Annotated in this window: 15 protein-coding genes; 4 read left to right on the forward strand and 11 right to left on the reverse strand. The window is 47.1% G+C overall.

Annotated elements, in window-relative coordinates; all coding sequences use genetic code 11:
* The first annotated feature begins 164 nt into the window (after nucleotides 1-164).
* A complete protein-coding gene (locus MF542_RS14625; protein ID WP_247020763.1) occupies nucleotides 165-839 on the forward strand; it encodes a nitroreductase in 675 nt (224 codons plus the stop codon).
* Nucleotides 840-853: 14 nt separating this feature from the next.
* On the opposite strand, the gene MF542_RS14630 is transcribed toward MF542_RS14625, so the two are convergent.
* The 6 genes from MF542_RS14630 to MF542_RS14655 form a co-directional block, all read right to left on the reverse strand.
* Complete coding sequence (locus MF542_RS14630) at nucleotides 854-1258, reverse strand: hypothetical protein (protein WP_247020765.1); 405 nt, start codon at nucleotides 1256-1258, stop codon at nucleotides 854-856.
* Between the two features lie 98 nt (nucleotides 1259-1356).
* Complete coding sequence (locus MF542_RS14635; protein ID WP_247020767.1) at nucleotides 1357-3705, reverse strand: M1 family metallopeptidase; 2349 nt, start codon at nucleotides 3703-3705, stop codon at nucleotides 1357-1359.
* A gap of 114 nt (nucleotides 3706-3819) precedes the next feature.
* Nucleotides 3820-4587, reverse strand: coding sequence for a sulfite exporter TauE/SafE family protein (locus tag MF542_RS14640; RefSeq protein ID WP_247020769.1), 768 nt, complete (start codon nucleotides 4585-4587; stop codon nucleotides 3820-3822).
* 167 nt (nucleotides 4588-4754) lie between these two features.
* Complete coding sequence (locus MF542_RS14645; protein ID WP_247020771.1) at nucleotides 4755-5318, reverse strand: hypothetical protein; 564 nt, start codon at nucleotides 5316-5318, stop codon at nucleotides 4755-4757.
* Between the two features lie 43 nt (nucleotides 5319-5361).
* On the reverse strand, nucleotides 5362-6657 hold the full coding sequence (locus tag MF542_RS14650; RefSeq protein ID WP_247020773.1) for a metallophosphoesterase: 1296 nt from the start codon (nucleotides 6655-6657) through the stop codon (nucleotides 5362-5364).
* A 64-nt stretch (nucleotides 6658-6721) separates the two neighbouring features.
* Nucleotides 6722-7504 carry a helix-turn-helix domain-containing protein gene (locus MF542_RS14655; RefSeq protein WP_247020775.1) on the reverse strand — a complete coding sequence of 261 codons (783 nt, stop codon included), beginning with the start codon at nucleotides 7502-7504 and terminating at the stop codon, nucleotides 6722-6724.
* A 122-nt stretch (nucleotides 7505-7626) separates the two neighbouring features.
* Here MF542_RS14655 and MF542_RS14660 point away from each other — a divergent pair, with 122 nt between their 5' ends.
* Complete coding sequence (locus tag MF542_RS14660) at nucleotides 7627-7947, forward strand: hypothetical protein (RefSeq protein ID WP_247020777.1); 321 nt, start codon at nucleotides 7627-7629, stop codon at nucleotides 7945-7947.
* 50 nt (nucleotides 7948-7997) lie between these two features.
* Here the strand turns inward: MF542_RS14660 and MF542_RS14665 are convergent, their stop codons facing one another.
* Complete coding sequence (locus MF542_RS14665) at nucleotides 7998-8258, reverse strand: GIY-YIG nuclease family protein (RefSeq protein ID WP_247020779.1); 261 nt, start codon at nucleotides 8256-8258, stop codon at nucleotides 7998-8000.
* 30 nt (nucleotides 8259-8288) lie between these two features.
* On the opposite strand from MF542_RS14665, the gene MF542_RS14670 reads away from it, so the two are divergent.
* Nucleotides 8289-8615, forward strand: coding sequence for a DUF1294 domain-containing protein (locus MF542_RS14670; RefSeq protein WP_247020781.1), 327 nt, complete (start codon nucleotides 8289-8291; stop codon nucleotides 8613-8615).
* On the opposite strand, the gene MF542_RS14675 is transcribed toward MF542_RS14670, so the two are convergent.
* Together MF542_RS14675 and MF542_RS14680 are read right to left on the reverse strand one after the other, a co-directional pair.
* Nucleotides 8605-9138 carry a hypothetical protein gene (locus tag MF542_RS14675; RefSeq protein WP_247020783.1) on the reverse strand — a complete coding sequence of 178 codons (534 nt, stop codon included), beginning with the start codon at nucleotides 9136-9138 and terminating at the stop codon, nucleotides 8605-8607. The genes MF542_RS14670 and MF542_RS14675 overlap by 11 nt on opposite strands.
* Before the next feature lie 61 nt (nucleotides 9139-9199).
* The gene (locus MF542_RS14680; protein WP_247020785.1) at nucleotides 9200-10447 is read right to left on the reverse strand and encodes a cytochrome P450; all 1248 of its coding nucleotides are present in this window, start codon (nucleotides 10445-10447) and stop codon (nucleotides 9200-9202) included.
* A 127-nt stretch (nucleotides 10448-10574) separates the two neighbouring features.
* On the opposite strand from MF542_RS14680, the gene MF542_RS14685 reads away from it, so the two are divergent.
* Nucleotides 10575-11453 carry a LysR family transcriptional regulator gene (locus tag MF542_RS14685; protein WP_247020787.1) on the forward strand — a complete coding sequence of 293 codons (879 nt, stop codon included), beginning with the start codon at nucleotides 10575-10577 and terminating at the stop codon, nucleotides 11451-11453.
* 5 nt (nucleotides 11454-11458) lie between these two features.
* On the opposite strand, the gene MF542_RS14690 is transcribed toward MF542_RS14685, so the two are convergent.
* Entirely contained in the window at nucleotides 11459-12931 is a 1473-nt protein-coding gene (locus MF542_RS14690; protein ID WP_247020789.1) for a DUF2271 domain-containing protein, read from the reverse strand.
* Nucleotides 12932-13001: 70 nt separating this feature from the next.
* The gene (locus MF542_RS14695) at nucleotides 13002-14315 is read right to left on the reverse strand and encodes an alkaline phosphatase PhoX (protein ID WP_247020791.1); all 1314 of its coding nucleotides are present in this window, start codon (nucleotides 14313-14315) and stop codon (nucleotides 13002-13004) included.
* Nucleotides 14316-14325 lie beyond the last annotated feature (10 nt).

A 14325-nucleotide genomic window follows, 5' to 3' on the forward strand; every position in this document is an offset into this window, starting at 1 on the left:
CAGCGCCAACACATCAGAAAAAACAACAATTGCACCCGGTTACACCCCAATTTGGCGCGGCATCATACCACAGATAGAGGACAGATAGTCGCCTAATCTTAAGTGCTCTTGTTTGTGGCGCTCGCTACCCTAGATACATTTAAGCGATAAACGAGGAATGAAATATGAAAGTAACAGACGCACTCAATAGCCGCATTTCCACACGCGCTTTTCTGGATACCCCAGTAAGCAAGGAAACCATCACAGAACTTCTTGAGCGCGCGAGCCATTCGCCTTCAGGCGGCAATCTTCAGCCCTGGAAGGTGATTGTGGTTGCTGGTGAAGAAAAAGAAGCTGCTTCCATGGCCGCAAAGATGGCGCTGGCGAATAACCCCAAGGGTGAAGCAGAAGGCGAACTTTCCATTTACCCCACTGATCTAAAAGAACCATACAGAAGCCGCCGCTATAAAGTGGGCGAAGATATGTATGCGCTTCTTGGTATTCCGCGTGAAGATAAAGCCGCGCGTTTTCAGTGGCTCGTGAACAACTTTGATTTCTTCGGCGCGCCTGTTGGCCTGTTTTTCGTGATGGACGAATGTATGGGCAAGGGCCAATTCGCACACCTCGGCATGTTTATGCAGTCTATAGCTCTCGTCGCTGCGGAAATGGGCCTCGCCACCTGCATGCAGGAAGCATGGGGCATGGCTCGCACATCACTTCATAAGCATTTCGAATTGCCGGAAACAGATGTTTTATACTGCGGTATGGCCCTCGGCTTCGCAGACAATGACGCGGAGGTGAACCAGCTTAAAACCGACCGCGCTTCTGTAGAAGAATTCACGAGTTTTAAGGGGATTTGATATCCTTAAAACATCTACCACACTAATAGTGACGCTGAAATCAATTTGCCACGACAAGGTTCCATTATAACCGTGAAACCTCCATCAAGTGTAAATGGAGCATCCGCCGTTGGGTTATCAAAATTAAAGCGAGCATAAATTACTCCCTCAATCGACTTTAAACCGATATCGCCTGGCCTATCTAAAGCAACCCCTTCAGTTGCGGCTTCCAAACCTTGTGAAATTAGATACTCTTTAAGCTCATTTTGCTTTTCTTGGATTAGCTTAGATAAATTTATAGGCGCCCCACAAACTATCTCATGATCAGCATCAACCCATCTAAAGCCATTAGTGTATCGGGTATTTTCAGCATGCTTCGGTGCGCAGGCAGATAATAGAAAGGCAAACCCTAAAAATGAAATTGTCCAATTAGTCCGCATAATTCACCAAAATCAGTTATTAGCAGCATTATACATTATTCACAAAAAAGGCGAAGCCGTGAAGCTTCGCCTTTTGTTTTTTCTAGTACAGTAGAAACTTACTGGGCGGTTTCGCCAGCGCGTTCCATCATGGTCTTTCTGCCACCACGGCGCTTAAAGAGTTCAACACGGCTGCGCACAGGACGGCGTGGCCAGTAGTTGTTCTCAAGGTCTGCGTCCGCTGTTTCCCGCTTCGGATCAAGCGTGATGGATTTGATTTCTTTTTCAGTCATCACGAGCTTTGAAACCTTGTTTGGGTTACGGCGCCACAGCTCAGCAGGCCAGCGCTTCATTTCCTTTGTGCCGTCTGTGTATTCGATTTCAACAATCACAGGCATCACAAGGCCGCCTTTGTTGGTGAACTCAAGGAAATAGAAGTTTTCTGCTGAATTCAGTGCTTCTTTTTCCCAATCAGACAGGCCGTCGAGCAGGCGCTGATACGCGCCCCGGTCCGCTTCAAGCACAGCTGTTTGAGGATGCTCATTATAGAAATCCTGCAGCTCTGGGCGTTCAAGCACACGGCGGCGTACATCTTTGTGGCGCTCTACTACAAGGGGCGTGCCCTTCTCTGCTTCACGCTCGGCGTTATAAGCCGCTTCCACATCAGGGTTCTTGGTGTTCACCGTACCCCATGTCACTTTATCAAGTGAGATATCCACATGATCAGTGGTGTAGAACCAACCGCGCCAGAACCAATCAAGATCATAACCAGAGGCATCTTCCATCGTACGGAAGAAATCAGCCGGGTACGGGCGCTTGAATTTCCAGCGGCGCGCATACTCTTTGAACGCATGATCGAACGCCTCGCGGCCCATCACAGTTTCACGGAGAATGTTAAACGCCACGGCAGGCTTCTGGTAAGCATTAGCACCAAACTGGATGAGAGATTCAGGATCTGTCATTACAGGCATCTGGTTCTTGCTTGTCATAAAGCGGATGATTGTGTGCGGTGCACCACTGTTACCCGGCCAGCCTTCTTCCCATTCGCGGTGTGCAAGGCCCTGTAGGAAAGTATTGAAACCTTCGTCCATCCAGAACCAGTCACGCTCAGGCGTGTTCACGATCATTGGGAAATAGTTGTGGCCAACTTCGTGGATAATCACACCAATCAGGCCGTATTTTGTACGGCGGCTGTATGTACGCGAACCGTCCGCATGCTCTGTCGGGCGTGGCGGATTAAAGCTGATCATCGGATATTCCATACCGCTTGTTGCAGAGTTTACAGACTGCGCCGTTGGGTATGGGTATGGGAATGTATATTTAGAATATACTTCCAGTGTGTGAACGATTGCTTCTGTGGAATATTTATCCCAAAGCGGCATACCTTCTTCAGGATAGAATGACATTGCCATGATAGTGCGGTCATCTTCTGCCTGGTAATGGCCCATTGCATCCCACACGAACTTACGAGAAGAAGCCCACGCAAAATCACGCACGTTTTCAGCGCGGAAGTTCCATGTTTTTGTATCTGTCGCTTTGCCTTTTTGGGCTTCAAGCGCTTCTTCCTTGGTTACGATGAAAACAGGACGTTTAGCTGTTTTTGCTGTCTCAAGGCGTTTACGCTGCTCTGATGTTAGAACATCTTTACCGTTTGCAAGTTCACCTGTCGCAGAGATGATATGATCTGATGGTACAGTGATTTCTACATCATAATCGCCAAACTCTGTCTGGAATTCACCAAGGCCGTAGAAAGTGCGGTTATTCCATGCACCATTATCGGTATAACCTGCAACACGCGGATACCACTGGCCAAGGTTATAAATTTTGTTACCGTCTTTTTCAAAATGGTGGAAACCAGAACGCTTAATGGCAATCTGCTTACTTTCCACAATATTGTAGGACCATGTGATATTCAGCTCATGGCTTGCACCCGGCTTAAGCGGCTTTGGCAGATCAATCCGCATCATAGTGCGAACGATACTGTATGGCAGTGCTTTACCGCCCTTGCCTGTTACCGAACCAATTTTGAAACCACCATCGAAGTTCTCGCGGTATTTCATGCGCTCAAGGTTCGTGAAACTCATGCGCTTGGTTGGGTTATTTGGTGTGGTCAGATGATCATCCGAATGTTTTGCAAAACGGTTCTGATCAAGCCTTACCCAAATATAACTCAGCGTATGTGGTGAATTGTTTGTATACGTGATTTTCTCAGAGCCCGTGATGCTTTGATTATCATCATTCAGCGTTACACGGATTTTATAATCCGCACGCTGCTGCCAATATTCCGGCCCAGGATGGCCAGAGGCAATCCGCTGGTCATTTGGTGTTGGCAGGCTTTCATCAAGTTGACGAAACTTATCTTCATGGCCTGGTTGTTTTGATTGTTTGATCTGCGCATACGCGGGCGCATGCGTGAAGGAGAATACTCCCACTGCAAGCACACAGGCCTGCAAGAAACCCTTGAACATACTGTTCTCCCCTAAATTATGCCCTTGGTGTTGGCCTAAGGCATGCCCAATAACTCGAGCATGCACCCTATCGGGAGAATTTCAAGATTACAATCTTATGCGGTGAACCGAAGTTTAGCTGCGATAATATACATCGAAGAAGAAATATGCGGTGATCACTATACACATCAAAGTTACAAACGTGCGCACATACTGGTCTGGCAGCTTGCGGGCAATCCGCGCTGCCACATAACCGCCTGTGAGCGTACCCAGCAGCATAACACTGCCTTCATACCATGCGATTGCCCCTTGCACAGCAAACAGCACCACCGCAATAATCGCTACGCAACTGGAAACCACCAGCTTCAACCCATTCATTGAGTTGATATTGGTGTAACCCGCCAGCACCAGATAGGCGAGAAACAGGATACCCTGCCCCGCATTGAAGAAACCGCCGTAAGTGTTAATCGCCAGAAGAAACAGGATAATGAGTGCGCTACTGATAAACGTGCGCTCACCTTTCCCGGCTCCCATAAGGCGCTTGTTGATTTTCCCGCCAAAGATAAACAGCACAGTGGCAAACAGCATCAGCCATGGGATTACTTCCTCAAAAACCGTTGGTGGTGTTTGCAACAGCAGCCACGCGCCCATAGCACCGCCAAGCAGCGCAAACCCAATATATTTCGGCAGCTCTTTTTTATAACGGATCATATCATGCCGGTAAGCAAACGCCCCGCTGATATAGCCTGACATAGAAGCATAAGTATTGGTCGCACCTGCGATAATCGGCGGCACACCAACAGATAAAAGCGCCGGGAAAGTGATAAAGCTGCCACCACCCGCAAGGCTGTTTAAAATACCGCCAAAGAACCCTGCGGCAAAAAGAAGGATAATTTCATACATAAGCGTGGGTATAGCAAAGAGAGGAAAGAAGACAAAGCGCTAGCTTTTATATCAGCGAACTTTACATGAAGTACTTCGATATAAGAACTATCACACAAACCAATTCAAAGTGTAATCCAGTCTGCCAAATACTCTCATGCACGCCATATGCATTATAGGTTATTCACCTATTTTTCCCACTCAGTAAGCCTATCATATACGTCCTGATGAATTTTATTAAGATTTGGTATATCTTCCTCAAGATAACGCACGGTATATATCATATCATGATAAATACCGAAGCTAGAGCAGGTATTATTCCGTCCAATTGTACCGCAAGATATAACATCTTCAGTGCCATCTACTCTCTGTATTTGATATAGCCAATTCAGATTATTCTCATATGGGTATGTTTTGACCAACCCCTTCAAATCAATGTGGTGTGTTTTCTTTACCCCCTGAGCTACCGAGGCGCATGCGTTAGGCAGCATATTATACCCTTTTCCATCTAACGAAGAACATAACCCCCGCATAGGTTTTATAATAAAGCCTATATAATGCAACCTATCCATTTCTGGATATAATTTCACAATAGGGTAGCTATGTTGGCTGGGAGGTAGAAAGAATATATCACCTTGAACAAGAAACTTGTTAGGTATCTCGAATACACTACCATTTACATTGAAAGTGTTCGTCTGATTATCGCAAGCTGTGACCATCAACAACATTATTATAACGATTAACTTTCCCATCTACTTTCCAACATATTTATAATGAATACGCTATGCTCAATGATTACCTTTCAGGCACACGAGATACGGCGGAGAATATTCCGAAAAAGGCTTTCAAATCTTTCATATTGAAGAGACTGAAAGATCGGGTTTGATAGGCATTATCTTCAAATCGTTCCTTTAGAAGTGAGAGTTGCTTTATAACAGGCTGCCCTTCTTCAAACACCAAAGCTTCCTTTGAGAAGTGGGTATTTTCCACGATATAAATATCACCACCGAACTTTGGAGCTAATGTTTCCGCCTGGCTATGGCCCACAACAAGATAATCCACACCAAACTGCTGTTTCGTGCGGTCGATCAAGCTTTGATCAGCTTCCGGGTAATACTCCATGGCGTGCGCATACCCGCGGTATTGAGTTAGCGAGTGATTACCGTGTGTGAGGGCAAAAACATCATCCGAAATTTCAGAATAATTATCCAGCGCTTCGCGGTTCAACGCATTCAGTTCTTCAATGGTTTTACCACTCTTCAGCAAAAGTTCACTAATGCCGCCGTGCATATAAAGCACATTATTGATTTTCGCCATTACTGGCTTGGTGCGAAGCCACTGCCCTAGAACGGTGGCATTACGGAGAGCTACGGGGTACGGCATCATCTGTTCAATCGCCCACAGGTGCTCTGCTTCAACGCTTTTGATAAGCCCAATGAATGCATATTGTTCGTGATTTCCTAGAAGGATATGCACCTTACCGCCATAAGCTTCTGCCTGCTGTTCCAGGTCATACAGGAACCAGAGAAGATCATATACATATCTGCCGCGGTCAAACATATCACCTGCGACAACCAAATGACCACCACCGAAAGCCCAGTTACCAGCCGCGTTTAACACACCTGTATCAATCCCCCAGCGGAGGAAATAACCAAGATTTCCTTCTAAATCAGATGTCACGGCAACAGGGCCATCTGTGATGAAGGTTGCCGCATCATTTGCTTTGGCAGGCGGGTAAAAATCATAGCTGTAGGCTTTATCACCGCAAGTGACCTTAAGCGGATCATACTCGCCAACTTCAGCGGTATGCACACTATTGCCGCACACCCACTGAGCAGCAAAACTCTTGTCCGCCTTGCGTTCTACAATTGGTCCCTGAATATGCTGAATGTTAGGTTTGTCAGCGGTAATGGAAAAATCCGCTCGCCAACGGATGCTGGAGCCACCAGACAACGGCAGCATGATAGCTTGATAAACCCCGCCACTGGTACGTACGACAGTAGCATTTTCAAGCCACACTCCGAAAACCACTACAAAAAGAAGCAGTAACGCAGACGCAGCTTTTAAGAGCCGTATTCCCCATTTTTTCACGATGTTCCCCCACACTAAAATTCATACGCTTTAGTATGGGAATTTTTCTTAATATTACAATATCTTAACTTTGCGCCATCATAGTAAAGAACGCAGCGGCTTCGGCGTCTGCGGGGAAAACAAGTTCCAGCCTTAACTCATCAAGCACAATGGCATTAGGTTCAGAAAACTGCGCGATCATCGTCACCGTATTAATCACCGTATCTCCTATCTTGAGCTTAGGGCACAGCGCCAGTTCGTGCGGCCCTAAATGAAGCGGTTCAGGCACATCTGAAAGATAGGCTTTCGCCCGCTCTGCCAATTCCTGCATCCTCTCATCCGCTGGCGCTTGAAGGGCTTCACTACGCAGGCGGCGGTAAAATGCCCAGGCAACCTCAGGGAAATTCACCACCATATCTCTGAACATACCCGGTGCCATGAACGCATCCACAAGGTTCGGGGTATCCGCACCAGGCGCCATAAACAATTTTTTCCCGGCTTCGTTGGTTTCAACAAGGTTCCACCAGCGGTCAACCACATAAGCGGGGAATGGGTCCTGCTGCGCGAGCAGACGAACAAGCGCGTCTTTATAAGGTGTTACCGCCTGATCAGAGATGGTAACCTCGGCATACTGGGGAGCAAGGCCTGCAAGCTCGAACAGTTTGTTCCGATCACGGAGAGGAATTTCAAGTGCTTCCACAACCTTATGCACTGTATCTTCCTTGGGGCGCGATCTACCCGTCTCCATAAAGCTGATATGCTTTTGGGAAACCTCGGCCCGAAGGCTCAGTTCAAGCTGGCTATGCCCCCTGTGCTGTCGCCACTGTTTCATCAACCTGCCGAAACCGCTTTGTGCCTGTGCTGTCATATCTGCCTCCTGTTCTCTCGAAATCAGCATACACGAGCAAAAACCTGCCGGCTATTACCTGTTAGGGAATTGCTGCCATTACCTCATAAGCCATACAATCAGCCTCAACACAGGAGGCGAAAATGAACAACACATTTTTCTGGAAACTGATCTTAGGTATCTTCACAGCCATTACATTATATGCGGTTTTTGCGGGCAGCCTTTCAGCCGCGTTTGATGGCTTGATGGTCATGGGTCCATGGGGGTTACAGGTAAGCTTTGATCTGGTTATTGCTTTTGGTATCTGCAATTTCTGGATTTGGCAGGATGCAAAAAGAAAAGGGATTAACCCACTCCCTTACCTTCTTGGCACCCTGCTTACGGGCAGCATCGCCATTCTTTTCTATATGGCGAAACACACAGGCAAAACCGAGCTTCACGGCAACACAGTTGCAGCGGAATAACCTCCCGCCGCGCTAGCTACTCCGTCTTTCGCGCTTACCTGACGGGGTAGCTATTTAAGAGTTTCGAGTAGTTCTTTCCTGAATTTTCGGTCCCGCTTCAGATGCCATTCCCGGCTCATAGCTTCACCGCGGGTTTTAAATTCTTCTGTATGAAGGATTTGCCACTGCCTGCCGCGCGTTGATTTCGCACCTTTTCCACTGTTATGGGCAGCCAGACGTTTATCTAAATCATTGGTCCAACCCACGTAGGTTTGGGCGCGTCCACCGTCCTTTGTGCCTAGCACATACACATAACAAATTTCATTCAGCATTGACGCGGTTCCATTTTACTTTGGCAGCTTATGCATATTATTCTGCTCACCAATCGCAACTATAATCAGTTTGGCATGAACAGCACACTCATTATCGCCGCTTATTTAGGTACGCTCAGTTTTATAACACTATGCATGTATGGATGGGATAAACGCGCCTCGATTAAAGGTAATTGGCGGGTAAAGGAAAATACCTTGCACCTGTTCGCCATTCTCGGCGGCTGGCCTGGCGCGATTTGTGGGCAAAAGCTCTTTAAACACAAAACGAAGAAACGGTCGTTTCGCATCCGTTTCTTCGCTACATGTTTTATAAATATCGCAGCCGGTATCTGGCTCTATCAACGCTTTATTCTTTAGCCGTCGCTGCGCAACGTGGATCAGCTTTCTGAAGCGCTGCGATTTGCTTGCGAGTTACAGGAATTGGCAAACAGCCATGCCCCTGCTCGCAGATCATATCCCATTTAGGCCGGGCACGTTCATGGCATTCAAGGCAGTTACCACCAAATTTGTTCACTGCCTGATCAGTACCGCGTACTTTGATAACGCTGCCTTCACCAGAGACATCAATTTCAAAGAACTCCCAATCCTTCGTGCGCGGGCTCCAGCCCTTTTCACGTTTTACCATCACTTCAGTTGGCACAAGCTGCACAACGGAACCCGGCGGGTAAACGCCACCTTTCTTACTGTTTGCAACTTCAAGGGTGGCTTCCAGACCACCCAACAGGTTATCCACATAAAAGTGGCGTACCTTGGTCATCTCAAGCATACATTTGAAGCTTTCGGCAGAAATATCTACCGCGTCATCGGCTGAAGCACCTGCAGAAAATAAAACAGCTGCGGCTGCAACTGCTTTGAAAAATTTGGAAGAGTGTTGGCCCATGTTCTTCTCCTTTAACGTTTAAGGTAACCCGAAAAAAGGAGAAAGCAAATGGGCCCTAGCGTTACTCAGGTATACGCACCATCAAGCGCGAATAACCGTTTACAAAGCTTGAAGGCACACGTTTTGGACCTTCCAACACTTCAATATCGGGATAACGTTTCAGAAGTTCTTCCCACAGTATCGTAAGTTGCTGCTCCGCAAGCCGCGCACCTACACAGCGGTGAATACCGGCCCCAAATGCCAAATGTCTGCGTGCATTTTCCCGTTCAATAAACACACGGTTGCCTTCAGGGAACATTTCTTCATCATAGTTGCCAGAGGCATACCACATGATAACCTTATCGCCTTTTTTGATCTGCTTACCGCCTACTTCAACATCTTTGAGTGCTGTACGCCGCATGTGCGCAAGCGGGGTTTGCCAGCGGATAATCTCGGAAACAAAATTTGGGATAAGAGAGTGATCTTTCTTCAGCTTCTCATATTCTTCAGGCCAGCGGTTCATGGCAAGGATAGAACCTGTCATGGAATTACGAGTGGTATCGTTTCCGCCCACAATCAGAAGGATGATGTTACCGAGGAATTCCATAGGCGGCATATCGTGCGTAGCTTCACCGTGTGCCAGCATGGAAATAAGTTCGGGCCTTGGCGCTTCAATAGCAGCCTGTTCTCTTAGCTGCTGGAAATACTGAAAACATTCCATCATCTCCGCACGCCACGCATCAATGCTTTCAACAATTTCTCTGTTTTCTTTACCTGTCGCCACATCAGACCAGCGGGTGAGTTTTACTCTGTCTTCGATCGGGAAACCAAAAAGTGTTGCCAGCATCAGGATCGTTAATTCCACAGAAACATGGCTGACCCAATCAAACGGTTCACCAACAGGCAGGTTTTCCAGCACCTTGATGGTACGCTCACGGATAAGCGGCTCGTAATCCCGCATGCTTTTATTGTTCACAGAAGGCGCTACCACTCGGCGCTGTTCTGTATGCTTTGGGGGATCCATGGCAATGAACATTTCAAGCGGCAGGTCCTCAGTAATATCCGCCACCGTGATACCACCAAACTCCGCGCTGGAAGAAAAATCCTTAAAGTTCAGATTTACGTCCGAGATATCTTCAAATCTGGTAAGTGACCAATATGGTCCATACATAGAATCTTCCGCATAGTGCACAGGGTCCTCTTTCCGGAGCCGTTCAAAATATGGCCAGATAACATCATCACGGAACAGTTCAGGGTCCGCCAACCGAATATCTTTCAGCGGCATTTCAGCTGCTCGTTTCCTGTGAAATTCTAGTGATGCCGCATCCATGGATGACCCTCCCAATAATTATCCTCTCCCAAGTCCAAAAGCCTGACAGTTAAACTTAGTAAGCTCAAATGAATTAATTCGCGCAGAGATGAATTGAATTCACCTCGCATCGCTCTATTTGCAGGATATGAGCAAATTACCGCCACTAGATAGACTGAGAGCAACTGAAGCCGCGGCGCGGCTGAAGAGCTTCAAATTGGCAGCTGCTGAGATTGGTATAACACCTTCAGCCGTAAGCCACAGAATACGTGCACTTGAAGCAGATATGGGAGCACCGCTTTTTATCAGGCACGGCAGTGGTGTAATACCCACTGAAACCGGAACCAAACTAGCCCAAACAATTTCTGCATCTCTCTGTGCTATTGAACGGACCTGGAATGAACTTGCGTATGAAGCCAAAGAAAAGCCGATTAAAGTGTCGTGCGCTCAAACACTTAGCTCGCATTTCCTTATCCCGCGTCTTGCCGATCATAACAAAAAGCATGCAGGTTTTAATGTTGAAATTATCACTTCAAATGACTTTGGATTGGTTGAACAGGGAACAGCGGATATCAGCCTTCATATTGGTACAGAACCTCAAACTCATTTAAATACAGACAAACTTAGCCCAATCCGCTTCCTGCTGGTCAGCGCAAAAGATAGAGTAAGCTCGCACCTGAAGAACGGTAAACTCTCTGGCCCATTACTGGCCATGAAGGCCCAACCAGATATGTGGGATTTATTCACTAGATACAGCAAAATTGAAATAGCAGAAGGCACCAAACTTCTGTGGTTTGATGCTTTCCAAAATGTTCTGACAGCTATTCAAAATGGCTTAGGAGCCACACTTATCCCCGAATGGTTACTGCCACAAATCTCAGAATCTTATGGTGTCGCAGCTGTTAGTACACAATCCATTGACGCAAATATGGCCTACTGGTTGATCAGCCAACCTGATCCTGCAAGCACTGCCGAAGTAAACAATATTAAGTCCTGGGTTAAAACCTGCGTTCAGGAAAACCTATAACATTTCTATCTTTTGATATTTTCACCAAAGTAAACGGCCACATCACCGAGTTCTCCCTCAGCAGCTTGAGTGAGAGAAAAGGCTTCATTCTTCATCGAGATCGGAATTTGACGGTAAGTATGCCCACCATGCTCACGAGCCACTTCGATATGAAGAATATAATCCCCCTCATTTACGGGTTTTCCGTAATCATCTCTACCGTCCCAAGTGATATTATACTTACCTGGCATGCGTGTGGGCCGGGTTACACCATCTACTACCGCTTTCACTTTTCGCCCGTAACGCCGCCACCATACATAGGTTTCTTCCATCCACTCTTTACCGGTGCCAAGTAAAAGCAGGCTCCGAACCAATTCTCGTTTCGTGTCTGTCACCCAAATACCCACGTAGGGACGTTTGTAATTGCCTTCATCTTTATCAGGGATGTCAAAGTTCACTTTGAAGCGAAAATCATTCTTCCAGGCCACCTCGTTCGAGACATGGTTAGCTGCTAAAAACTTATGCCAATCTGCTGACGAAAACTGCTGCCCATCGGAGGAAGCAATAAGCGCTTCCACACCAGCCAGGCTGTTTATCAACTGTAATCCTTCTCCGATAGGCATCACAGAGAGAGCAGTGGCAAGCGCATCCGCTGTCATAGCATCATTCGCAACAACAGTAGCCGCTGGTGCATTTTCAACGGGCCAGCCAGTTTTAGGGTCAATAATCTGGCTATAATTCTGTCCACCAACACTGAATGTACGTGTACGGTGCCCGCTGGACGCTACCGCTTTTCCCGAGAGTGCAAGTGTTGCCATAAACCCTGCATTGTCAGCAGTATCAAAAGGATTCGCTATCCCAATAGTCCAGGCTGGTTTTGCCATAGCGCCACCCCAATAGAGAGCATCCCCTCCAATGTCTAGTTTAATGCCTGTCGCTTCAGGTACATAGAATTGAGCTACCTTTAAAGCACTATCGAGAATATATCCTTTTGAAAGCGCTGTGGGATCCAGCTTAACACCCTGAACATCCACAGCACCCTCAGATATCTCCATCGGCGTTCTGGAAATCTTCTCGAGCAACTCATCCAGTTCTGCTTTATCAGGCAAATTGCCGCTCTTCACAGCATCAGCCCACATAGCTTTAATATCACCTAGCTGGCAGCTGAGATTACCCATGGTCCGTTCTTGCCAATACTCGCAAGCTTTAAGCACCAACTGCATATCTTCAGAGATTACCATCTGCCTCGCGTTAAGTTCAGCAAGCTCGCTATTTTTCCAAGCCGGACTAAAGACCAATTGCAAACGTTTGATTTCCAACACTGCAGCTTCGATTGCCTTGGTAGCCATTTCTTTCTTGGCACCATGGACCACCATATCAAAGGAAGTGCCGAGAATATTTTCTCGGTGATCAAAAACCGTTTCAGCATGCAAAGGAAAAACAAGCCCAGAGATAATCCCCAGACTTGCCAGAATTGTTGAAGAACGTAAGCGCACCATCATTATCACCAGAAAATACAAATATTCTTGGTAATAAGAATGATATGCAAGACTACGTCTTTGACATATGTCATGCAGTAGGCCGAAGTTGCTCCCACGGCCCCTGAATGGCCAGTGTCATGCCGGGGTCTTTATGAATATTTGCAAAAAGGGTTCTGCCGTCTGGTGAAAAACACGCACCAGACCATTCTGACTGAGTGTTGGCAGCAATATAATAAAGTTTCCCTTCAGGAATTAACCCGACCAGACACTGCGTATCATAGCCATTATCTTCACAGATCACCAAGTCACCCCACTGGCTGAGTGTGATGTTATCAGGCTTTTCAAGCACACCTTGTTCTTCGGCTTCAAACACAAGTTCAATGTGCCCGCCAGCTTCATCTGAGGTATATTTAAATATCTGCCCCATCCCTTGCTGACCGCCAGACGTGCAGGCAAAATAGATACTCCCCCGATCATAGACGATGCCTTCACCCCGGACAAAAACCGCCGCACCTTGGGCTTGTGCCTGATCGGCTACCGTATCCTCTTCTGGATCAGGTTCTTCAACCGTTACCCATTCACAGGCGTATGGTTTTCCCGCCACAAGCGGAAAACCTGACGTGTGAATGATATCCCGGTCCACAAATCTCAAGCCCTGTAACACACCACCTTCTTCAAAACGACCTTTCACGTTAGGTAGGAAGCGGTAGAAACAGCCCTCCACCCTGTCCTCTGTCTGATACGCGATGCTTGTCGCTGGATCGATGGCGACACCTTCATGATTGAAACGCCCCATAGCTTTAAGAGGCCTTACTTTTTCCAGTGCCGTGAAAGGGTTCACTTCAAAGTTATAGCCATGGCGCTTCCCCATTTCCCACGCTGACCCCAGACCAGTACCCGGCTCTTCACAGCTAATCCAGGTACTCCAAGGCGTCTTGCCACCAGAACAGTTGCGAATAGTTCCTGTTAAGCTGAGATGGTGCTTAAGCACCTCCATCTTGTCATTTAACCAGATAGTGGTCGTGCCTCCACTGGCATCTGGATCATAGGCAAAACGAGGCTCCTGCGACGGAGGATCACTTGGAAAGTATGTAGGTATTTCGTGGTTACGTACGAGTACAATTTCCCCACCAGGCCCAGCAAAGCACCCCATACCATCATGATAATCTGGCACTGCATGCCCGTCAGACATGATTTCACCATGCCTTGATATAATGGTGTACCGAAAACCTGCTGGCAGATCACAAATACCATCTGGATCTTTTAGCAGATTGAAAATTGGTCGCTTGATATCTTCATTGGAACAAGCAGAAAGATGCAGAAGCGTTCCCCCAAGGGTAAGAGTAGTACCTGCTTTCACCGTTTTTGAGAGAAAGCTTCTGCGATTTAGCAACATAGTCATTTTTCTATCC

This window comes from Kordiimonas laminariae (assembly GCF_023008165.1).
In the GTDB taxonomy this organism is placed as follows: Bacteria; Pseudomonadota; Alphaproteobacteria; order Sphingomonadales; family Kordiimonadaceae; genus Kordiimonas; species Kordiimonas laminariae.

Bases quoted from the DNA above. Each gene is read 5' to 3' on its own strand.
- MF542_RS14625 (WP_247020763.1), top strand. From the start codon at position 165: ATGAAAGTAACAGACGCACTCAATAGCCGCATTTCCACACGCGCTTTT.
- MF542_RS14630 (WP_247020765.1), bottom strand. From the start codon at position 1,258: ATGCGGACTAATTGGACAATTTCATTTTTAGGGTTTGCCTTTCTATTA.
- MF542_RS14635 (WP_247020767.1), bottom strand. From the start codon at position 3,705: ATGTTCAAGGGTTTCTTGCAGGCCTGTGTGCTTGCAGTGGGAGTATTC.
- MF542_RS14640 (WP_247020769.1), bottom strand. From the start codon at position 4,587: ATGTATGAAATTATCCTTCTTTTTGCCGCAGGGTTCTTTGGCGGTATT.
- MF542_RS14645 (WP_247020771.1), bottom strand. From the start codon at position 5,318: ATGGGAAAGTTAATCGTTATAATAATGTTGTTGATGGTCACAGCTTGC.
- MF542_RS14655 (WP_247020775.1), bottom strand. From the start codon at position 7,504: ATGACAGCACAGGCACAAAGCGGTTTCGGCAGGTTGATGAAACAGTGG.
- MF542_RS14660 (WP_247020777.1), top strand. From the start codon at position 7,627: ATGAACAACACATTTTTCTGGAAACTGATCTTAGGTATCTTCACAGCC.
- MF542_RS14665 (WP_247020779.1), bottom strand. From the start codon at position 8,258: ATGCTGAATGAAATTTGTTATGTGTATGTGCTAGGCACAAAGGACGGT.
- MF542_RS14670 (WP_247020781.1), top strand. From the start codon at position 8,289: ATGCATATTATTCTGCTCACCAATCGCAACTATAATCAGTTTGGCATG.
- MF542_RS14675 (WP_247020783.1), bottom strand. From the start codon at position 9,138: ATGGGCCAACACTCTTCCAAATTTTTCAAAGCAGTTGCAGCCGCAGCT.
- MF542_RS14680 (WP_247020785.1), bottom strand. From the start codon at position 10,447: ATGGATGCGGCATCACTAGAATTTCACAGGAAACGAGCAGCTGAAATG.
- MF542_RS14685 (WP_247020787.1), top strand. From the start codon at position 10,575: ATGAGCAAATTACCGCCACTAGATAGACTGAGAGCAACTGAAGCCGCG.
- MF542_RS14690 (WP_247020789.1), bottom strand. From the start codon at position 12,931: ATGGTGCGCTTACGTTCTTCAACAATTCTGGCAAGTCTGGGGATTATC.
- MF542_RS14695 (WP_247020791.1), bottom strand. From the start codon at position 14,315: ATGACTATGTTGCTAAATCGCAGAAGCTTTCTCTCAAAAACGGTGAAA.